This is a genomic window from Frigoribacterium sp. AC512 (assembly GCF_979258295.1).
The window spans coordinates 3,154,558-3,173,307 of record NZ_OZ409850.1 but is presented as its reverse complement, the minus strand read 5'-3'; the positions used below and the strand labels follow the sequence as shown (position 1 = coordinate 3,173,307).

General features: G+C 74.6%; 21 protein-coding genes and 1 tRNA gene. 17 read left to right on the top strand and 5 right to left on the bottom strand.

Going from position 1 to position 18,750, the window contains the following annotated elements; all coding sequences use genetic code 11:
* Positions 1-85 precede the first annotated feature (85 nt).
* Positions 86-159: transfer RNA gene (locus ACZZ97_RS14655), tRNA-Gly, on the bottom strand.
* Between the two features lie 243 nt (positions 160-402).
* On the opposite strand from ACZZ97_RS14655, the gene ACZZ97_RS14650 reads away from it, so the two are divergent.
* From ACZZ97_RS14650 to ACZZ97_RS14615, 8 genes are all read left to right on the top strand, one after another.
* The gene (locus tag ACZZ97_RS14650) at positions 403-585 is read left to right on the top strand and encodes a hypothetical protein (RefSeq protein WP_463473620.1); all 183 of its coding nucleotides are present in this window, start codon (positions 403-405) and stop codon (positions 583-585) included.
* A 1-nt stretch (position 586) separates the two neighbouring features.
* Positions 587-850: a hypothetical protein gene (locus ACZZ97_RS14645; RefSeq protein WP_123548436.1), complete on the top strand. Its 264-nt coding sequence runs from the start codon at positions 587-589 to the stop codon at positions 848-850.
* Positions 851-962: 112 nt separating this feature from the next.
* Complete coding sequence (locus ACZZ97_RS14640; protein WP_463473619.1) at positions 963-1,442, top strand: hypothetical protein; 480 nt, start codon at positions 963-965, stop codon at positions 1,440-1,442.
* A 286-nt stretch (positions 1,443-1,728) separates the two neighbouring features.
* Entirely contained in the window at positions 1,729-3,114 is a 1,386-nt protein-coding gene (locus ACZZ97_RS14635; protein ID WP_463473618.1) for an APC family permease, read from the top strand.
* Positions 3,115-3,208: 94 nt separating this feature from the next.
* Positions 3,209-4,093, top strand: coding sequence for a Rieske (2Fe-2S) protein (locus ACZZ97_RS14630; protein WP_463473617.1), 885 nt, complete (start codon positions 3,209-3,211; stop codon positions 4,091-4,093).
* A gap of 90 nt (positions 4,094-4,183) precedes the next feature.
* Positions 4,184-4,606 carry a hypothetical protein gene (locus ACZZ97_RS14625; protein WP_463473616.1) on the top strand — a complete coding sequence of 141 codons (423 nt, stop codon included), beginning with the start codon at positions 4,184-4,186 and terminating at the stop codon, positions 4,604-4,606.
* Positions 4,607-4,722: 116 nt separating this feature from the next.
* The gene (locus tag ACZZ97_RS14620; protein WP_463473615.1) at positions 4,723-7,365 is read left to right on the top strand and encodes an ATP-dependent Clp protease ATP-binding subunit; all 2,643 of its coding nucleotides are present in this window, start codon (positions 4,723-4,725) and stop codon (positions 7,363-7,365) included.
* 232 nt (positions 7,366-7,597) lie between these two features.
* The gene (locus ACZZ97_RS14615; RefSeq protein WP_158614689.1) at positions 7,598-7,750 is read left to right on the top strand and encodes a hypothetical protein; all 153 of its coding nucleotides are present in this window, start codon (positions 7,598-7,600) and stop codon (positions 7,748-7,750) included.
* Positions 7,751-7,826: 76 nt separating this feature from the next.
* On the opposite strand, the gene ACZZ97_RS14610 is transcribed toward ACZZ97_RS14615, so the two are convergent.
* Together ACZZ97_RS14610 and ACZZ97_RS14605 are read right to left on the bottom strand one after the other, a co-directional pair.
* On the bottom strand, positions 7,827-8,666 hold the full coding sequence (locus ACZZ97_RS14610; protein ID WP_463473813.1) for a nitroreductase family protein: 840 nt from the start codon (positions 8,664-8,666) through the stop codon (positions 7,827-7,829).
* Positions 8,666-9,022, bottom strand: a complete 357-nt coding sequence (locus tag ACZZ97_RS14605; protein WP_463473614.1) for a hypothetical protein — start codon at positions 9,020-9,022, stop codon at positions 8,666-8,668. The genes ACZZ97_RS14610 and ACZZ97_RS14605 overlap by 1 nt, the downstream gene beginning before the upstream one ends.
* Before the next feature lie 139 nt (positions 9,023-9,161).
* Here ACZZ97_RS14605 and ACZZ97_RS14600 point away from each other — a divergent pair, with 139 nt between their 5' ends.
* From ACZZ97_RS14600 to ACZZ97_RS14585, 4 genes are all read left to right on the top strand, one after another.
* Complete coding sequence (locus ACZZ97_RS14600) at positions 9,162-9,572, top strand: hypothetical protein (RefSeq protein WP_314103921.1); 411 nt, start codon at positions 9,162-9,164, stop codon at positions 9,570-9,572.
* 222 nt (positions 9,573-9,794) lie between these two features.
* Positions 9,795-10,727 (top strand): sigma-70 family RNA polymerase sigma factor, encoded by a 933-nt coding sequence (locus ACZZ97_RS14595; protein WP_463473613.1) that lies wholly within the window; start codon positions 9,795-9,797, stop codon positions 10,725-10,727.
* A 162-nt stretch (positions 10,728-10,889) separates the two neighbouring features.
* Positions 10,890-11,231: a DUF7882 family protein gene (locus ACZZ97_RS14590; RefSeq protein WP_463473612.1), complete on the top strand. Its 342-nt coding sequence runs from the start codon at positions 10,890-10,892 to the stop codon at positions 11,229-11,231.
* Positions 11,224-11,937, top strand: a complete 714-nt coding sequence (locus ACZZ97_RS14585) for an ANTAR domain-containing protein (protein ID WP_463473611.1) — start codon at positions 11,224-11,226, stop codon at positions 11,935-11,937. The genes ACZZ97_RS14590 and ACZZ97_RS14585 overlap by 8 nt, the downstream gene beginning before the upstream one ends.
* A 147-nt stretch (positions 11,938-12,084) precedes the next feature.
* Here the strand turns inward: ACZZ97_RS14585 and ACZZ97_RS14580 are convergent, their stop codons facing one another.
* On the bottom strand, positions 12,085-12,783 hold the full coding sequence (locus ACZZ97_RS14580) for a GAF and ANTAR domain-containing protein (protein WP_158614686.1): 699 nt from the start codon (positions 12,781-12,783) through the stop codon (positions 12,085-12,087).
* The gene (locus ACZZ97_RS14575; protein ID WP_463473610.1) at positions 12,780-13,760 is read right to left on the bottom strand and encodes a glycosyltransferase family 9 protein; all 981 of its coding nucleotides are present in this window, start codon (positions 13,758-13,760) and stop codon (positions 12,780-12,782) included. Before ACZZ97_RS14575 ends, ACZZ97_RS14580 begins: the two co-directional genes overlap by 4 nt.
* 107 nt (positions 13,761-13,867) lie before the next feature.
* On the opposite strand from ACZZ97_RS14575, the gene ACZZ97_RS14570 reads away from it, so the two are divergent.
* The 5 genes from ACZZ97_RS14570 to ACZZ97_RS14550 are packed head-to-tail and all read left to right on the top strand — an operon-like array spanning position 13,868 to position 18,750.
* Positions 13,868-14,494 (top strand): D-glycero-alpha-D-manno-heptose-1,7-bisphosphate 7-phosphatase, encoded by a 627-nt coding sequence (locus tag ACZZ97_RS14570; RefSeq protein ID WP_463473609.1) that lies wholly within the window; start codon positions 13,868-13,870, stop codon positions 14,492-14,494.
* The gene (locus ACZZ97_RS14565; RefSeq protein ID WP_463473608.1) at positions 14,491-15,642 is read left to right on the top strand and encodes a glycosyltransferase family 9 protein; all 1,152 of its coding nucleotides are present in this window, start codon (positions 14,491-14,493) and stop codon (positions 15,640-15,642) included. Before ACZZ97_RS14570 ends, ACZZ97_RS14565 begins: the two co-directional genes overlap by 4 nt.
* Complete coding sequence (locus tag ACZZ97_RS14560; protein WP_463473607.1) at positions 15,639-16,670, top strand: glycosyltransferase; 1,032 nt, start codon at positions 15,639-15,641, stop codon at positions 16,668-16,670. Before ACZZ97_RS14565 ends, ACZZ97_RS14560 begins: the two co-directional genes overlap by 4 nt.
* Positions 16,667-17,977 (top strand): glycosyltransferase, encoded by a 1,311-nt coding sequence (locus tag ACZZ97_RS14555; RefSeq protein WP_463473606.1) that lies wholly within the window; start codon positions 16,667-16,669, stop codon positions 17,975-17,977. The genes ACZZ97_RS14560 and ACZZ97_RS14555 overlap by 4 nt, the downstream gene beginning before the upstream one ends.
* Entirely contained in the window at positions 17,974-18,750 is a 777-nt protein-coding gene (locus ACZZ97_RS14550) for a D-sedoheptulose-7-phosphate isomerase (protein ID WP_463473605.1), read from the top strand. Before ACZZ97_RS14555 ends, ACZZ97_RS14550 begins: the two co-directional genes overlap by 4 nt.

Below are 18,750 nucleotides of genomic sequence, written 5' to 3'. Positions count from 1 at the left end.
CCCTGCCCGAGGACGTCGACGGGCTGGCTCTGACCTGCGGGAGATCGGTCAGTGCGGCAACGGCGCGTCGCCGACGAGGCGGAAGTGGAGCGAGTGACGGGAATCGAACCCGCGCTACCAGCTTGGGAAGCTGGAGTTCTACCATTGAACTACACTCGCGCAGCCGTCAGGAGGCGGCGGGCCCGCTCAGGAGCGGGGTGTCCCCACTATAGCGAACCGCGCCTCCTCGTCTCGTGCAGCGCCTCCGCCGCGGGGCTCGTGCAGGATCGGGCCGTGTCCCCCGATGAGCAGACGGGGTACGCGGTTGTCAAGGGCCTGACGCCGGGCGCGTCCCCTGCCTAACGTGGACCGTCCCACTGCTGGCGATCAGGGCGCCGGCAGGCGACACCCCGAGGACGCACCATGGACATCTCCGCCGGCACGACGAGCTCCGACCTGTCCGACCGCACCCGTCTCCGACCCGTCGGCCGCCGCTCACGGCCCCGGTCGTGGCGCCTCCCCTCCTCGCACGAGCAGGTCGCGGCCCGCCGGAGCCCGTGCCTCGACGACGTCGTCGGCGGCAGCCGGGTCCCGGAGGGGTCCTGACGTGGACGCACACCCCGCCTCCACGACGCAGCAGCTCGACCGCGTGCCCCTCACCGACGTCAGCGAGGTGCACCTGCACATGATCGACGACGGCCAGTGGCGCGTGCTCGACCGTCGCCTGCCCGACGACGACATCGCGGCGCTGCTCGGCTTCGTCGAGCGCGTGGGCCCCGGCTACCAGGCGACCCTGATCGGGCACCCGCTCGAGAAGCACGCGTGCGACGACCTGCTCGCCGTCTGCGCGTGCTTCGTCGCGGGCCCGTGAGCGGGCCGGCACCCGTGCACGCGTGGGCGGCCGTGAACTGCTCGGCGCCCGACCAGGGCACGACCTCCTGTGAATGCGGACGCCGCCCCGCCCGTCGCCGTACGGTCGCCCCATGATCACGAAGAAGACGCTGTTCCCCCTCGCCGCCCTCCTGCTGCTGCCGCTGACGGGCTGCACCGGAGGCGCGCAGGTCACCGACCCGGCCGGCGACGTGCCCGGCAGCGAGAAGACGGCGACCAGCCCCGCCCAGTCGAACCAGGTCGACTGCACCCGCGTGCTCGACAGCGCGCTGAACGCGCTCGGCGACGAGGTCGACGACGACGTGCTGCTCGCCTACGCCCGTGAGGACGACGGCACCTGGTACGTCGCCGCTCCCGTCGGCGAGAACAACGTGCTCAGCGAGACGGTCGGCCTCTGGACCACGACCGGGGACGTCGAGTCCGACGAGTTCGACGGCAGCTTCGAGTCGGTGAACGAGGACGCGCAGTCGTCGTCGACCTGGCCCGTCTCGTCCGATGCGTCGGCCGAGCAGTCCGACGCCGGCCAGCAGGCGCTCAGCTGCATCGCCGACGCGGGCGAGACCGCCCGCTAGACCGCCCGCGAGCAGGCGGCCCCCCGACCTGGCACACCCCCTTCGGTGCACTGCACCCCCGATCTCAGGGGTGCGCTGCACCGGAGGGGGTGTCGTGCGCGAGGGGCGAGCGCAGGAGGCGCGGGCAGGCCCTCGCAGGCCTGCCCGCGCCTCCTGCTTTGCACGTCGCGCACCTGCGGCGCAAGCCCCTCGCGCAGAACGGCCCTCGCGCCCCGAGCCGGACCACGATCGTCTGCGCACCGCCGCGACCGGACGAGTGCGCCGACGAGACCTCCGGAGGACACCGATGTCGACCCCTGCCCCCACCGACGCCGCTCCCGTCGGCCCCGACGGAGACTCGGGCGGCCGCTCCGGAGGCGGCACCGCGCTGAAGCGTGCCATCACCGGCCCGCTGCTCTACCTCTTCATCCTCGGCGACGTGCTCGGGGCAGGCATCTACGCGCTGATGGGCACGTTGTCGGCGGAGGTGGGCGGCGCGCTCTGGGCTCCTCTGCTGCTGGCGCTGCTGCTCGCGCTGCTGACCGCCGGCTCGTACGCCGAGCTGGTGACGAAGTACCCCAAGGCCGGCGGGGCCGCCATCTTCGCCGAGCGAGCGTACAAGGCGCCGCTCGTGTCGTTCCTCGTCGGCTTCAGCATGCTGGCCGCGGGCGTCACCAGCGCGGCCGGCCTCTCGCTCGCCTTCGCGGGCGACTACCTCGGCACCTTCGTCGACCTGCCGGCGGTGCCCACGGCGATCGCGTTCCTCGCGCTCGTCGCCTGCCTCAACGCCCGGGGCATCAGCGAGTCGCTCAAGGGCAACGTCCTCATGACCGTGATCGAGGTGAGCGGCCTCGTCGTCGTGATCGCCGTGGTGGCGATCATGCTCGGCGGCGGGCGCGGCGACGTCGGCCGCGTCGGCGAGTTCCCTGTCGACGCGAACCCGGCGATCGCGACCCTCGGTGCCGCGATCATCGCCTACTACTCGTTCGTCGGCTTCGAGACGAGCGCCAACGTCGCCGAGGAGGTGCGCGACCCCAGCCGCGTCTACCCCCGCGCCCTGTTCGCCTCGCTCGCCACCGCGGGCGTCGTCTACGTGCTCGTCGGGCTCGCCAGCTCGATCGCCCTGCCCGCCGAGGAGCTCAGCGACTCGACCGGCCCCCTGCTCGCCGTCGTCTCGGCGTCCGGCGTCGGCGTGCCCGAGTGGATCTTCAGCCTGATCGCGCTCGTGGCCGTCGCCAACGGTGCGCTGCTCACGATGATCATGGCGAGCCGCGTCACCTACGGCATGGCCGACCAGGGGCTGCTGCCCCGCCCGCTCGCTGCCGTCCTGCCGCGTCGCCGCACCCCGTGGGCCGCGATCCTCGTCACGACCGCCGTGGCGATGGTCCTGACCACGGTGGGCGACATCAGCGTGCTGGCCGAGACGGTCGTGCTGCTGCTGCTCTTCGTCTTCATCAGCACGAACGTCGCCGTGCTCGTGCTGCGCCGCGACCGGGTGGAGCACTCGCACTTCAGGGTCTGGACCGCCGTGCCCGTGCTGGGCACCGCCTCCTGCGTGCTGCTGCTCACCCAGCAGAGCGGCCGGGTGTGGCTGTTCGGGGCCGTCCTGCTCGCCGTCGGCACGGTGCTCTTCTTCGTCGCCCGCGCCGGGTCGCGTCGTGGCTCGCGTGCCGCCGCCGACCCCGCGGAGTAGACGGAGACCATCGCCGGCCGGCCGGCCGCCGCGACCACCCACCGCCGCCACCACCGACACCCAGGGCACCGGAGCCCCGACCAGAGGAGCAGCCATGCGAGAACTGAAGATCGTCGAGGCGCTGAGCGCCGTCGAGAACGCCTCACAGCTCGACCCGCTGATCGACAAGGTGGCCGGGGTGGTCGACGCCGTGGTCCAGCCCCGCGCCCTCAAGGACCTGCTGCACGGCGTGCCCGCAGGGCACCCGCTGCACCCTGTGCTGGTGCTGGTGCCGACCGGCGCGTGGATCAGCTCGGCGGTGCTCGACTTCGTGCCCGGCCAGGAGAAGGCGTCGCGAGCGCTGGTCGGCGTCGGCGTCCTGGCCGTCGCCCCCGCCGCCCTCGCGGGCTTCGTCGACTGGGCCGCGTCGCACGAGCAGCAGAAGCGCACCGGCCTCGTGCACTCGGTCGCGAACCTCGTGGCGACGGGCCTCTACGGCGCCTCGTACCTCCAGCGGGTGCGGGGGAAGCAGGCGAGCGCCAAGCTCCTCGGCCTCGCAGGGCTCGGCGCCGTCGGCCTCGGCGGCTTCATCGGCGGGCACCTCGCCTACCGCCAGGCCGTCGGAGCGAACCACGCGGAGGACGTGCCGCACCTCGTCAGCCCCGGCTGGCACGCCGTCACCCGGCTCGACGCCCTGCCCGAGGGCGAGCTCACCGGGCTCGAGCTGGACGGCCAGCCGCTCGTCGCCCTGCGGCGCGGCGACGAGGTCGAGGTGCTCTCGAGCGTCTGCAGCCACCTCTCGGGACCGCTCTCGCAGGGCGAGGTCGTGCTCGACGCGGGCCGCCCCGGCGAGGCCTGCGTGTCGTGCCCGTGGCACGACAGCGTCTTCTCGATGCGCACCGGCCAGGTCGTGCACGGTCCGGCCACGTCCCCGCAGCCCGTCTTCGAGACGCGCGTCGTCGACGGCGCCGTCGAGGTGCGGCTGCCGAACGCGGGCTGACCCGAGGAGGCGCCGCCCCGGCCCGTAGGGCACCTGCAGGAGGCGCGTCAAGGGCCGGACGAGGCCTCCGGCCGGTGATTGCGTGGAGCCATGAGACGACTGCACTACGCGGGCGGCTACATGCTGCTCGGCGACACCACCTGCAAGGCCGTGCTGCGGTATGCACGAGCGCTGGCCCGGTCCGGCACCTCCGACATCGTGTCGGTCCCGGTCGTGACCGAGGGCGGCAGCCGCGCCTACGCGCACCTGCTGATCGGCCCGGCCAGCCAGATCTTCTCGACCCCCGTCGAGAACGGCACGGAGGAGCGGGAGGACGACGAGGTCATCCGCGAGCTCGAGGAGGCGACCCTGCGGCTCCAGCCCGGCCGCCCCTCCTGGCCGGAGGAGATGGCCGACATCCCCGACCTGGACTTCGACGGCTACGACTTCGACGCCGCCCACGACCCGGGCGCGGACGAGGAGGACGAGCCGCAGCTGAGCGCCCACACGCACGGGCCGGAAGGATCCTCGTAGAGGTCGGACCCGCAGGTTGAGTCGGTTCCGCTCAACTTCGGAGCCGAGACGGGAATGCGACGGGGCCTCCTGCGTTGACTTGAGTCTTACGCACTCAAGTTCACCCAGGAGGTCCCGTGCCTGCACAGTTCGGCTCCGGCAGCAGCGACTCGTTCGACGAGTTCCTCGCCCGCCTCATGAACGGCGCCCGGTCGTCACAGCCCGGCCGACCGGTCGACATCTCGCGGCTGCTCAGCAGCAGCGCCCACGGCGTGGTCACCCGCGCCGGCGAGTTCGCCACCAGCCACGGGCACGCCGAGGTCGATTCGCTGCACGTGCTCCGGGTGCTCCTGGACGAGTCTCCCGCCGCGGACGTCGTCCGCCACTCCGGCGCCGACCGCGACGCGCTGCTGCGCGCCGTCGACAGCCGCCTCCCCGGCCCCTCGTCGGACACCCCCAGCACCGCGTCGCTCACGCCGGCGGCCCAGCGCGTGCTGCTGCAGGCGGCGCAGGCCGCCCGCGCGTTCGGCTCGACCTACGTCGATCCCGAGCACCTCTTCTTCTCGCTCGTCGTCGACCAGCAGTCGACCGCCGGCCAGCTGCTCGCCGCCGCGGGCGTCACCCCGCAGGCGCTCCAGGCGTTCGTCCGGGACGGGTCGCCGACCGGCGACGCCGCGGGCACGAGCGGCGCGAGCCACGCGGGCGGCGGAACCCGGGCGGGCGCGCCGGCGACCGGCGAGGCCGGCGCGACCGGCGCCTCCTCGACGCCGACCCTCGACCAGTACGGCAGCGACCTCACGGCCCGCGCCCGCCGAGGCGAGATCGACCCCGTCATCGGCCGCGCCGACGAGATCGAGCAGGCCGTCGAGATCCTGCTGCGCCGCACGAAGAACAACCCCGTGCTGATCGGCGAGCCCGGCGTCGGCAAGACCGCGATCGTCGAGGGACTCGCCCAGCGCATCGTCGACGGCGACGTCCCCGAGCTGCTGCAGGGCAAGCGCGTCGTCGCCCTCGACCTGCCCGGCATGCTCAGCGGCACCCGCTACCGCGGCGACTTCGAGGAGCGCCTGACCACGGTCGTCGACGAGATCGCCGCGCACCGGGACGAGCTGATCGTGTTCCTCGACGAGATCCACACGGTCGTCGGGGCCGGCGGCGGCGGCGAGGGCGCCATGGACGCCGGGAACATCCTGAAACCACGTCTCGCGAGGGGCGACCTGCACCTCGTCGGGGCGACGACGCTGCGCGAGTACCGCACCATCGAGAAGGACGCCGCCCTCGAGCGCCGCTTCCAGCCCGTCCAGGTGCCCGAGCCGGGCGTCGACGACGCGGTCGCGATCCTGGCCGGCCTGGCCCCGCGGTACGAGGCCCACCACGGCGTGACCTACAGCCCCGAGTCGCTGCGCGCGGCCGTCGAGCTGTCGGCCCGCTACGTGAGCGACCGGTTCCTGCCCGACAAGGCGATCGACCTGATCGACCAGGCGGGCGCCCGTCGTCGGCTCCGTCTCGGCGCCCGTGAGGGCGTCGACGTCGCAGCGCTCCAGGCGCAGCTCGCCGAGCTCGAGTCGTCCAAGCGCGCCGCGGTCGCCGCGGAGCGCTACGAGGAAGCCTCGCAGCTGCGCGACGAGCTCGAGGCCGTGCAGGCCCGGCTCGACGCCGTCGGCGACGAGCAGGCCCTCGAGGCCACGCAGGAGGCGCCCGGCACGGAGATCACCGAGGCGGACGTCGCCGAGATGGTCTCTCGCGCCACCGGCATCCCTGCGTCGCGCCTCACGGAGGGCGACCGGGCGCGGCTCGCCCTGCTCGAGCAGGAGCTGCACGCGCGGGTCGTCGGCCAGGACGACGCGGTGACCTCGGTCGCCCGGGCCGTCCGCCGCAGCCGCACGGGCCTCGGCGACCCACACCGGCCGACCGGGTCGTTCCTGTTCCTCGGGCCGACCGGCGTGGGCAAGACCGAGCTCGCTAAGGCCCTCGCCGAGTCGGTCTTCGGCGACGAGCAGGCGATGATCCGCTTCGACATGAGCGAGTTCGGCGAGCGCCACACCGTGAGCCGCCTGGTCGGGAGCCCTCCCGGGTACGTCGGCTACGACGAGGCCGGCCAGCTGACCGAGCGCGTCCGCCGGAACCCGTGGTCGGTCATCTTGTTCGACGAGATCGAGAAGGCGCACCCCGACGTGTTCACCCTGCTGCTGCAGGTGCTCGACGACGGGCGCCTCACCGACGGCCAGGGCCGCACGGTCGACTTCCGCAACACGGTCGTCGTGATGACCTCGAACCTCGGCTCGGAGTTCCTGGCGTCGCGCGGCGGCGCGCTCGGCTTCACGCCCACCGGGCCCGTCGGGTCGGACCCCGCGGCCGGGAACGGCTTCGGGTCGGAGAAGGCGCTGCGCGACCGTGTCATGGGCAAGCTGCGGGAGGCGATGCGACCGGAGTTCCTCAACCGGATCGACGAGATCGTGCTGTTCCGCAAGCTCGACCGCGAGCAGCTGCGCGAGATCGTCGGGCTGCTGCTCGGCGCGACCGCCGGCCGGCTCGCCGCCCAGGGCGTCGTGCTCGACGTCGACGCGGCGGCGACCGACTGGATCGTCGACCGCGGCCACGAGCCCGAGTTCGGCGCGCGGCCGCTGCGCCGCACGATCCAGCGCGAGGTCGACGACCGGATCGCCGACCTGATGGTGACGGGCGCGATCGCCGCGGGCGGGCGCGTCGTGGTCCGCGTCGGCGACGACGGCGAGCTGGTCGCCCGGGCGGACGAGCCCGCGGCGGCCGCAGCGCTCTAGGCGCTCGCGACTCGAGGAGGCGCGGTGTCGGCACGGCCGGCACCGCGCCTCCTGCCTGCCCTCCGTCTACAACGCACTGCCCCGTAATTTGAGAGTGATCGGGGCGGCGGACCGCCCAGAGGGTGCGGTCCTCAGCTCCTGTGTCGCCGATCACTCTCGCTTTGCGGCGGCGTGCCGAGCTCTCCGCGGACAGGCCGGACTGAGGCGTGCCGGGCGGCGTATCGTCGCCCCCATGAGCGACCACGACGACACCACACCGGACACCGCCCCCGACGGATCGACGAACGTCACCGACGAGCAGGCCGAGCACACCGAGCAGCTCGCCGACGGCTCGAAGGACGGCCTCGTCGACGACGACAAGGACTCGGACGCCGACAAGGCCTGAGCCCGCTCTCCGCGAGCCCCACGAGAGGCCCCGATCCGACGTCCCGCAGCTGCGGGCGACGGGTCGGGGCCTCTCGTCACGCGCCGCCCGTCCCGGCGCCGCCCGACGCGTCCGGCGCGCCGGGCGCCTCGTCCCACCCCGTCTGCGGCGTCGTCGCGTCCTCGCGGAACACGTACTGCGAGATGCGCTTCCGCTCGTCGCTGACCCAGTCGATCGCCGGCCGCACGCGTTCCGGGGGGACGTGGCCGATCCGGTACACGGCCATCAGCTCGAGGTCGTCGGGCACCCTCAGCAGCTCGGAGACCTGCGCCCAGCGAGCGGGCGACTCCATCGGGAACGAGATGAACTGGATGCCCAGCCCGAGCGGCACGGTCGCCAGCCAGATGTTCTCGACGGCGGCCGCCATGCTGAACGTCGAGTAGAACGACGTCAGCGAGTCGGGCCGGTACGACGACCGGTCGAGCATCACGCCGAGCAGCAGCGGCGACCCGGCGACCAGGGCCCGGTTCTCGGCACCGAGCGTCTGCGGGACCCGCAGTGCGTTCATCAGCAGCTGGCCCCTCCTCGTGAAGACCTGCCCCGTGAACGGTCGCAGGGGCGCCGGCAGCTTGTCGAACAGCATCCCGTCCCGGTGCCGCGCCATCTCGGCCGCGCTGAAGCGGAAGAACGGCTTGTAGCGCTCGAAGAACGAGCCCGACGACATCGACTCGGTCATGCTCTCGCCGCTGATCCTGGCGATCTCGTCGATGGTCTCGCGCGCCTCGACCAGCACGAAGCGCCACGGTTGACTGTTCAGCTGGCTGGGCGCACGGCCGGCGAGCTCCATCAGGAGGCGCTGGTCGGCGGCGCTCACGGGCTCGTCCGTGAAGTGGCCGTTGGTGGTGCGGCGGCGGCGGACGACGTCCATGAAGTCCATCAGCGCACCCCACGGCTGAGCAGCCACGCGGCGGCGTAGGCGGGCGCCGCGGCGAGCGCCGTCCGGGCGTGCGGCCCCGTGCGCGCCGAGATGCGCGTCAGCCGGGCGAACGGCGCCGCGACCGACAGCAGCGCCAGGGCGGCGGCGCGCTGCCGGGCAGCCGTCAGGGCGACGACCGCCGCGGACGAGGAGGCGGCGGTCAGCACGAACAGGAGGTGGTGCACCCAGCGGGCCCGGTCGGTGCGCAGCACCCCGCGCCGCACGCCGAGGCCCACGCCGCAGGTCAAGAGGTAGGCGGACGCGGCGACGGCCAGGGCGGGCACGCCGGAGGGCGTCGGCGGTGAGGCGACGGACATGGCTGCCATCGAAGCAGCGGCGCCGGGGGCGTCCCCGTGCGGTCGGGGGACATCCCGGACCGGCAGGCATGAGACCGGGCGCACCGGGTAGGGGACGGCAGCACCGTTCGCACCTCCGTCCCCCACCGAAGGAGCCCCCGTGGCGAAGTCCCTCTCGCTCATGATCGCCGTCGTCGTCGGCGGACACGGCCTGATCGGCCTGTTCATCGAAGGCGAGCACATGCTCGGCATCTTCACCGTCGACATCGTGCTCGACGTCATCTACCTGGGCACCGCGCTGCTGCTCGTCGCGGTCGCCGTGCTCGACCTCTCTGCCCTGACGATCAGGATCATCGTGGGCTTCGTGGCCCTCTCGTACCTCGCGCTGCTCCTCGCGGGCCTCGCCGACCGGCAGCTCGCGGGCGCGGCGCCGACCGGCCTGACGCTGATGGACGACGTGCTCTTCGCGGGCCTCGCCGCCGCCTGCGCGGTCACGGCCCTGCAGCCACGGCCCGAGCTGCCGCTCTGGGTCGACAACGAGTCGGCCGGTCACCCGCTGTCGAAGCTCTGAGCCTCACCGCGGCCGGCGCGCGGTCGGCGGTCGGCGGTCCGGGGAGCCAGCTCCCGAACCTGAGAATCCGTCCCCCGACAGCCCGGGGGCGGCGTGAAAGTAGCAGCACTGCCCAGTCCGGTCCAGGGGGGTGCCGAGGTCCGTGCCCGGTGGCAGCGTCGCCCTCGTCGACGACGGCGGCCAAGCAACGAGCCGCTCCGCCTCAGCTGGGATGAGGACGACGTGAGCACCATCACGACCGAAGCACGCACCACCACTCCGATCACCACTTCCGCGACGACCACGACCTCGGCCACGACCGGGACCGGCCCGGTCGCCTCGCCTCGCAGGCTGTCCTCGGCCGCGCACCGCGCCTCCTCGGCACGGTCGCCCCGCGAGGAGCGGCGTCGGCTCGACACGCTCGCGGCCTATCGTCGTGCGGCCCTCGCACCGTCGCACGAAGCCGATCGAGCACGACGCGGGCTCGTCGCCCAGGTCGTCGAGCAGCACCTCGACGTCGCCGACGCGGTCGCCCGGCGCTACGCCTCGGCAGGCGACGAGTGGGCCGACATCCGCCAGGTGGCCTGCCTCGGCCTGCTCAAGGCGGCGCTGCGGTTCGACCACGAGAAGGGCGACGACTTCGTCGCGTTCGCCGGGCCGACCGTGTCCGGCGAGGTCAAGCGGCACCTGCGCGACGCGACCTGGGCCGTGCGTCCGCCCCGCCGCCTGCAGGAGCTGTCGGTCGCCCTCGCCGCCGTCCGCGGTCCGCTGACGCACCACCTGGGCCACGAGCCGTCCGCCGAGGAGCTCGCCCTGCGGCTCGGCGAGCCCGTCGCCGAGGTCCGCCTCGCGCTGCGAGCCCGGCTCGACCGCACCGCCGCCTCGCTCGATCTCCCGATCGGCACCGCCGAGGGCACGAGCCTCGGCGACACGATCGCCGCCGCCGACGAGCACGAGGCGACGGAGGTGCGGTGCGAGCTGAAGAGGGCGATCGCGCAGCTTCCCGATCGAGACCGGCTGCTCGTCCGGCTGCGCTTCGTCGACGAGCTCTCACAGGCCGAGATAGGCCGCGTGCTCGGCGTGACCCAGATGCAGGTGTCGCGGCTGCTCGCGAAGGTGCTGGGGCGCCTCCGGGGGCTGCTCTCGCTCGACGAGGTCAGGAGCCGGGCCGACTAGGCGGCGGCGTCGAGGCACGGGACCCGGTCGTCCGGCGGGCGGTGTCGTCCACCATGCGACAGGGGGCGGTCGTGAGCCTCGCCGAGATCCCAGCCTCCACTATCGTGACGCTTGCCGGGACCCACCGGCCCCCCTTCACCCAGACCCCGTGAGGACTTCCAGATGGGCACGTTCACCTATGGCCCGACGTCGATCGACGTCACGCTCGACGACCGGTTGCTCGCCCATCTCCGCACCGTCGTCGTCACCAAGCTGCGGCGCGGCGAGTGCTTCCTGTTCACCTGGACCGACGACACGGGGCCCGAGCCCGTCGAGGAGTCCCTCTGGATGCACCCGGCGGTGGCCATGCGGTTCCGGGTCGAGAAGGCCGCTGCGGAGTCCATGAACCAGGACTGGCTGGCAGTGCTGATGCACGCCGCGAACAGCGGCTCCGGGCTCACCACGAGGCCCGAGCCGGTGCCGGCCCCCGGCTCCCGCCCCGGGGACGCAGCGAAGCATGGCTGACGCCGGACGCGACGCCGACATCGCGTCCGTGTTCGTCGAGCTCGTCGAGGCCCTCCGCTCCGGCCGCGAGCTCGTCGACGCGCTCGACCTCCTCGTCCGGGCGTGCACGGAGCACACGGGCGCCGTCGAGGCCGCCGTGATCCTCCGTGCCGACGACCGCACCTACCGTGCGGTCGCCTCGACCCACGAACGCACCCTCGACGTCGAGGAGGCCCAGCTCGGCGTCGAGGGCGGACCCTGCATCGAGAGCATCGCGCGCGGCGAGCTGCTCGCCGTCCCCGACGTCCGGGCCGTCCACGACCGGTGGCCGGACTTCACCGAGACCGCCCTCGCCGCGGGGCTCAGCGGAGCTCTGGCGCTGCCCCTCGAGGTCGACGGGGTGGCGGTGGGAGGCGTCAACGTCTTCCTGGCCGAGGCCGGAGAGCTCAGCGAGCCCGAGGTGTCGCTGATCACCTCGATGCTGCGCGTCGTCGGCACCGGCCTCAGCCAGCGACGGGAGAACGACGAGCGGACCGCCCTCGCGGACCAGCTGGCCTACGCCCTCGAGAGCCGGGTCGTGATCGAGCAGGCCAAGGGATACCTCTCCTACGAGCGCAGCACGACCGTCGCCTCGGCGTTCTCCCTGCTCAGGAGCCACGCACGGTCGCACCGGCTGCCGCTCCGCGACGTGGCGCAGGACGTCGTCGACCGCCGGCTCGTCCTGTAGCTCGCACGTCGAGGACGAAGGCCGGGAGCGACTCGGCTGCGACCGTGACGTGCTCCACGGGGCAGAGCCCAGGAACGTCCACGCGCGACCGGCCGCGGCTCGACCTCACGGCATCGTCATGACGTGCGCCCCGAGCGGACCCCGCCGTCAGCGGCCTGGACGCCCCTCCGGCAGCCGCCGTGTGCGCACGAGCTGCGCCGCGACGTCGCGGAGCTTGACGTTGCCCTGCTGCGAGTAGCGCCGCAGCACCGCGAAGGCCTGGTCGGCGTCGAGGTCGTGGCGCTCCATGAGGATGCCCTGGGCCTGTCCGACGAGCGTGCGCGCCTCACGGACGGTCTCGAGGTCCTCGGCGGCGCGCAGGTCGACCAGTGCCACCGCGACCTGCCGCACCAGCAGCTCCAGCGAGTCGTCGTCCGCCCAGCGCCTCAGCGACCCCGCCTCAGCGGCGTAGAGCGAGAGCAGGCCGAGCGACGAGCCCCGCGCGGCGAGGGGCACGGTCAGCACGCTGCCGACTCCCTCCGCGGCGAGCGCGGCGGCCCACGCGGGCCAGCTCGGATCGTGCGCGGTGTCGTCGACGAGCACGACCCCTTCGACCTCGTCGGGGACGGTCTCGTCGGCGGCGGCCGACCCGTGCTCGTCGCGCAGCCCGTCGAGCCGCTCTCCCCGCGACGACGTCGCCGCAGCCCGAGGCGCCGCGGAGCCCCCGACGTGCAGTCGCACCGCCACCTCGTCGCACCGCGTCAGCGCACGGACGTAGCCGACGGCCCGCTGCACCGTCACCCTCAGGTCGGGCTCGGACTGCAGGTCTGCGGCGAGCGCCGCGAAGAAGGAGTCGTCCGTCGTCACGCGCCGATCCCGTCGAGGCTGCGCGCGACCTCCCTGGCCGCGGCGAGCACGTCGGCGGGCTGCACGGCGAGCAGGGCAGGGTCGCACTCGCTGCCGAAGGTGTCGCCGACGCGCAGGCTCGCGTCCGTGAGGACCACGTGCGGGCCGCTCGCGGGCGGGCCCCACTCCTCGGGCGGAGCAGGCCCGAAGAGCACGACCGAAGGCGTGGCGTAGGCCGAGGCCAGGTGCGCCGCCCCGGTGTCGACCGAGACCACGACGGAGGCGTCGGCCACGACCGCGGCCATCTCGGCCAGGTCGACCATGCCGGCGAGCACGTCCGCGGCGACGACCTCGTCGTCGAGTCCGGCGAGCGCCGCGACCTCGAGCGCACGCGGCCGCTCCTTCTCGCTGCCGGTGAGCACGACCCGCCGTCCCTCCTCACGGAGCTCGCGCACGACTGTCGCGAAGCGGTCGACGGGCCAGTGCCGCGAGCCGTAGAAGGCCCCCACGTGCACGACGACCGCACCGGGCGCGGCGCTCGGCAGGTCGGGGCGGGCGATGCCGATGTCCTCCTGGTCGGCGGGCATCCCGTGCTCGCTCGCCAGCCGCGCCCAGCGGTGCCGCTCGAGCACGTGGTCCTCCCACTCCGGGCCCTCCCACCCGGGGCTCGCGTGACCCAGCCGCACCCGCGGCTGCAGCTGCTCGAGCACCCCGCGGCTCTCGGGACCGTCGCCGTGCAGGTTCATCGCCGTGTCGATCCGCCCCGGCTCGATGCCGAGCGGGTGGTCGAGCCCCGGGGTCGGCCAGAGCACGTCGATCCCTCCGACGAGCTCGGCGACCGGCTCGAGCCAACCGGGCACGGCGAGCACCAGGCGGTGGTCGGGCCGCGAGCGGCGGATCGCGTGCAGCGCGGGCACGGCGACGAGCAGGTCGCCCAGCTTGAGGGCGCGCAGCGCCAGGAACTCAGGGGTGTCGTCCTTCTCGGGGAGGCGGTCCATCCCGACAGCCTGCCGCGCCGGACCGCCCGCCGCCCGAACAGGAGGGCTTCGACAGAAAGGTGATCTGTGCACGTTTCGGCGGGGGCGCCTCGGGGCACGGCGTTGGCATGACCTCGTCGACCCGCGCCTCCTCGTGGCCCCTCGCGGTGCCCTCGGCGGTGCTGTTCGACCGCGACGGCACGCTCGTCGTCGACGTGCCCCACAACGGCGACCCCGACCTCGTGCAGCTGGTGCCGGGGGCCGAGGAGGCGGTGGCCGCGGTCCGCGAGGTCGGCGTCGCCACCGGCGTGCTCACCAACCAGTCCGCGGTGGGCCGCGGCCTGATCACGCGCGACCAGGTCGACGACGTCGCCGCGCGGGTCGACGAGCTGCTCGGCGCGTTCGGCACCTGGGCCGTGTGCCCGCACGTCGCCGAGGACGGCTGCCGCTGCCGCAAGCCCGCCCCCGGCCTCGTGCTGCAGGCGGCGGAGACGCTCGGGGTCGACCCCGCGCACTGCGTCGTCATCGGAGACATCGGCGCGGACGTGGGCGCCGCGCGCGCGGCGGGGGCGCTGGGGGTCCTGGTGCCGACCCCGGTCACGCTGCCCGCCGAGATCGCCGACGCCGACGTCGTCGCGGCCGACCTCCGCGAGGCGGTCGACCTGGCGCTCGCCCACCTGGCGCAGGTCGCGTCGCGCGCCGGCTCGGCGACGTCGCGCGTACTTCCGTCCCCCGAGCGCGAGGCGACCTCGTGACCCGCCGCGTCCTCGTCGCCCGCCTCGATAGCGCTGGCGACGTGCTCGTCTCGGGCCCGGCCGTGCGTGCCGTGGCCGCCGCCCCCGACACCGAGGTGATCCTGCTCTGCGGCCCGCAGGGCGCTGCCGCGGGTCGCCTCCTGCCCGGCGTCGACCGCGTGCTGACCTGGGCCGCGCCGTGGATCGTCGACCCTGCCCCCGCCGCGACCCCCGATCACGTCGCCGCGCTGGCCGAGCTGCTCGCCGAGGCCCGCCCCGACGAGGCCGTGCTGCTCACGTCGTTCCACCAGTCGCCGCTGCCGCTCGCGCTGCTGCTCCGCCTCGCCGGCGTCGAACGGATCAGCGGAGCGAGCACCGACTACGCGGGCAGCCTGCTCGACGTGCGACTGAAGCCCGGCGAGACCCTCGACGAGGACCAGCCCGAGCCGCTGCGCGCCCTCGCGATCGCGAGAGCTGCCGGCTTCGAGCTGCCCGCCGACGACGACGGCCGCCTCGCGGTGCTGCCCGGGCCGGACGTGTCCGAGCTGGGCATCGCCGAGCTCGGCGACCGCCCCTACGTCGTCGTCCACCCGGGCGCCGCCGTCCCGGCCCGCGCCTGGTCACCCGAGCGCAACGAGGAGGCGGTCGTCGCCCTGGCGGCGGCCGGCTGGCGGGTGCTCGTCACGGGCTCCCCCGCCGAGGCCGAGCTGACGCGCGCCGTCGCCGGCACCTCGGGCGTCGACCTCGGCGGCCGCACCGACCTCGCCGGGCTGTCGGGCGTCCTCGCCGGCGCCGCCGCGACGGTCACGGGCAACACCGGACCCGCGCACCTCAGCGCCGCCGTCGGCACTCCGGTCGTCAGCCTCTTCTCCCCCGTCGTCCCGGCCGGGCGCTGGGCTCCGTACGGGGTCCCGGTCGCACTGCTCGGCGACCAGCAGGCCGCCTGCCGCGGCACGCGGGCGCGCGAGTGCCCCGTCCCCGGGCACCCGTGCCTCGGGCAGGTGACGGCGCACGATGTCGTCGCGGCGCTCACGGGCCTGGTGGGCGTGCCCGGCACGACCTCGTCGGGGAGCGCGACCGGTGCGACCCGCGCGACCCGCGCCTCCTCGGCCCCCGCCGCCGTCCCCGACGCCGCCCCGGCCCCGACCCTCCAGGAGGCGACCCGATGAGGATCCTGCTCTGGCACGTGCACGGCGGCTGGGCCGACGCGTTCGTCCGGGGGCGGCACGAGTACCTCCTGCCGACGACGCCCGAGGGAGGCGCGTGGGGCCTCGGCCGTGCCGGTCGCGACTGGCCGGAGAGCGTCCGCGAGGTGCACCCCGACGACCTCCGCGACGCCGGCGTCGACCTCGTCGTGCTGCAGCGCACCGACGAGCTGGCGGTGGCCGAGCGCCTCCTCGGCCGCCGGCTCGGCACCGGCGCGGGCCGGGTGCCCGCCGTGTTCGTCGAGCACAACGCCCCCCGCGAGTCCGTGCCGAACTCGGTCCACCCGCTCTCCGGTCGCGACGACGTGCTCGTCGCGCACGTGACCGCGTTCAACTCCCTCTTCTGGGACTGCGGCGACGCACCGACCGTGACGATCGAGCACGGCGTCGTCGACCCCGGGCCCCTCTACACCGGCGAGCGCGCCCGCCTCGGCGTCGTCGTCAACGAGCCGGTGCGCCGCTGGCGGGTCACCGGCAGCGACCTGCTGCCGCGCTTCGCGGAGGCCGCGCCCCTCGACGTCTTCGGCATGGGAGCGGAGGGCCTGCCCGACGCCCTCGGGCTCGGCCCCGACTCGATGACGGTGGTCGGCGACCTTCCGACCGCGCGCCTCCATCGCCGCCTCTCGGAGTGCCGCGTCTACCTGCACCCGGTCCGCTGGACGTCGCTCGGCCTCTCGCTGATCGAGGCCATGCAGGCCGGGATGCCCGTCGTCGCGCTGGCCACGACCGAGGCGTACCGGGCGGTGCCGGCGCGCGCGGGGGCGGTCTCGACCGACCTCGACGTCCTGGTCCGCGCGGCCCGCGAGCTCGTCGCCGACCCCGACGCGGCCCGCGCGGCCGGCGAGGCCGCCCGGACGCACGCGCTCGAGCGGTACGGGCTCGGACGGTTCCTGGCCGAGTGGGACGCCGTGCTGGAGGCGGTGCTCGCGGACGGCCCGCGTGCTGCGGCCGGCACGGCTGGGACGAGCACGAACGAGAGGACGAACGCATGAGGATCGCGATGGTCTCGGAGCACGCCAGCCCCCTGGCCGTGCTCGGCGGCGTCGACGCCGGCGGCCAGAACGTGCACGTCGCGGAGCTGTCCGCCGCGCTCGTCCGCCGCGGGCACGACGTCGTCGTCTACACACGGCGCGACGACGCCGGCCTGTCCGACCGGGTCGTGATGCCGTCGGGCGTCACGGTGGTCCACGTCGCGGCGGGCCCCGCCGAGCACGTGCCCAAGGACGAGCTGCTGCCCCACATGGCGGCCCTCGCCGACGGCCTCGAGCAGGCGTGGCTCGCGGACCGGCCCGACGTCGTGCACGCCCACTTCTGGATGAGCGGCGTCGCGTCGCTCGACGCCGCCCGCCGCCCCTCGGTGCGCGACGCCGGCCAGGGCAGGACGGTCCCGGTCGTGCAGACTTTCCACGCGCTCGGCCACGTGAAGCGCTGCCACCAGGGCCTCCTCGACACGAGCCCGCCCGAGCGCGCGCAGCTCGAGCCGCAGGTCGGCCGCACGGTCGACACCGTGATCGCGACCTGCTCGGACGAGGTCTTCGAGCTGCGCGGCATCGGGATCGACGCCGACCGCATCGACGTGGCGCCCTGCGGCGTCGACACCGCGCTCTTCACCCCCGAGGGCCCGCAGGAGGCGCGGCGCCGGCCGACGAGGATCGCCACCGTGGGCCGCCTGGTCACCCGCAAGGGCCACGGCACCGCGATCAGCGCGCTCGCCCGGCTCGTCGACGAGGGCCGCGACGTCGAGCTGCTCGTCGTCGGAGGGCCGCCGCGCGAGCGCCTCGCGGAGGACGAGACCTACCGCGCACTGGCCGCCCTGGCCGACGAGCTCGGCGTGCGCGACCGGGTCGAGTTCCGGGGCCAGGTGCCCCAGGCCGAGCTGCCGACGGTGCTCCGCTCGCTCGACGCCCTGGTCTGCGCCCCCTGGTACGAGCCGTTCGGCATCGTGCCGCTCGAGGCGATGGCCTGCGGCGTGCCCGTGGTCGCCGCCTCCGTGGGCGGGCTGATCGACACCGTCGTCGACGGGCGCACCGGGCGGCTCGTGCCGCCGCGCGACCCCGAGGCGGTGGCCGGGGCACTCGGCGTCCTGCTCGACTCGCCCGCCACCGCCGCGCAGTACGGGCGCGAGGGCCGGCGCCGTGCCCGCAGCCGCTACTCGTGGGACCGCGTCGCCGCCGGCACCGACCGCAGCTACCGGTCGACGGTCGCCCGCACGCGCGCCGCAGGCCCCGCCGGGCGCACCGAGCACACGGACCACACCGACCGCACCGACTTCGCCTCCACGAAGGGAGCCACCCTGTGACCTCGCTCGTCCGCACCCGGCCGATCACGATCGTGCGCACGGCCACGAGCCCGGCAGAGCACGCCGCGCCCGACGCGCCACCGATCACGGGACCCGCGGCGGCGCCGGCTGGGGCGCCTGCGACGGCGACGGCTGCGCCCGCGCCCGCGCTCGACCTCGCCGAGGTCGTCCGTGAGCACCTCGTCACCCTCGACCCCGTCCTGCGGGCGCTCCGCGACGAGGCCGAGCACCTCCGCGACTGGGGCGTGGAGCTCGCCGAGCGGCTCTGCGGGGGCGCCCGCCTGCTCGCCGCCGGCAACGGGGGCTCGGCCGCGGAGGCCCAGCACCTCACGAGCGAGTTCGTCGGACGGTTCGCCGCGGACCGCCCCTCCTTCTCGGCCATCTCGCTGCACGCCGAGTCGAGCGCGGTGACCGCGATCGGCAACGACTACGGCTACGAGCAGGTCTTCGCCCGCCAGGTGCGCGGCCACGGACGCGAGGGCGACGTGCTCGTGCTGCTCTCGACGAGCGGCGCCAGCAGCAACCTGATCGAGGCCGCCGAGGCCGCCCGCGGGATCGGCGTGACGACCTGGGCGCTGACCGGCCCCGGCCCGAACCCGCTCTCGTCCGTCTGCGACGACGCCGTCACCCTGCCCGGCCCCTCGTCGAACGTGCAGGAGGCGCAGCTGATCGCCGTGCACGCCCTCTGCCTCGTGTTCGACGCGGAGGTGGAGCGCACCGGGTCGACCGGTCCCGACCGTGCGGGGCTGCGTCCCGCGGGGGCGCGCCCGTGA

Bases quoted from the DNA above. Each gene is read 5' to 3' on its own strand.
- ACZZ97_RS14555 (WP_463473606.1), top strand. From the start codon at position 16,667: ATGAGGATCGCGATGGTCTCGGAGCACGCCAGCCCCCTGGCCGTGCTC.
- ACZZ97_RS14605 (WP_463473614.1), bottom strand. From the start codon at position 9,022: ATGTCCGTCGCCTCACCGCCGACGCCCTCCGGCGTGCCCGCCCTGGCC.
- ACZZ97_RS14615 (WP_158614689.1), top strand. From the start codon at position 7,598: ATGAGCGACCACGACGACACCACACCGGACACCGCCCCCGACGGATCG.
- ACZZ97_RS14630 (WP_463473617.1), top strand. From the start codon at position 3,209: ATGCGAGAACTGAAGATCGTCGAGGCGCTGAGCGCCGTCGAGAACGCC.
- ACZZ97_RS14575 (WP_463473610.1), bottom strand. From the start codon at position 13,760: ATGGACCGCCTCCCCGAGAAGGACGACACCCCTGAGTTCCTGGCGCTG.
- ACZZ97_RS14640 (WP_463473619.1), top strand. From the start codon at position 963: ATGATCACGAAGAAGACGCTGTTCCCCCTCGCCGCCCTCCTGCTGCTG.
- ACZZ97_RS14585 (WP_463473611.1), top strand. From the start codon at position 11,224: ATGGCTGACGCCGGACGCGACGCCGACATCGCGTCCGTGTTCGTCGAG.
- ACZZ97_RS14610 (WP_463473813.1), bottom strand. From the start codon at position 8,666: ATGGACTTCATGGACGTCGTCCGCCGCCGCCGCACCACCAACGGCCAC.
- ACZZ97_RS14570 (WP_463473609.1), top strand. From the start codon at position 13,868: ATGACCTCGTCGACCCGCGCCTCCTCGTGGCCCCTCGCGGTGCCCTCG.
- ACZZ97_RS14650 (WP_463473620.1), top strand. From the start codon at position 403: ATGGACATCTCCGCCGGCACGACGAGCTCCGACCTGTCCGACCGCACC.
- ACZZ97_RS14625 (WP_463473616.1), top strand. From the start codon at position 4,184: ATGAGACGACTGCACTACGCGGGCGGCTACATGCTGCTCGGCGACACC.
- ACZZ97_RS14635 (WP_463473618.1), top strand. From the start codon at position 1,729: ATGTCGACCCCTGCCCCCACCGACGCCGCTCCCGTCGGCCCCGACGGA.
- ACZZ97_RS14560 (WP_463473607.1), top strand. From the start codon at position 15,639: ATGAGGATCCTGCTCTGGCACGTGCACGGCGGCTGGGCCGACGCGTTC.
- ACZZ97_RS14590 (WP_463473612.1), top strand. From the start codon at position 10,890: ATGGGCACGTTCACCTATGGCCCGACGTCGATCGACGTCACGCTCGAC.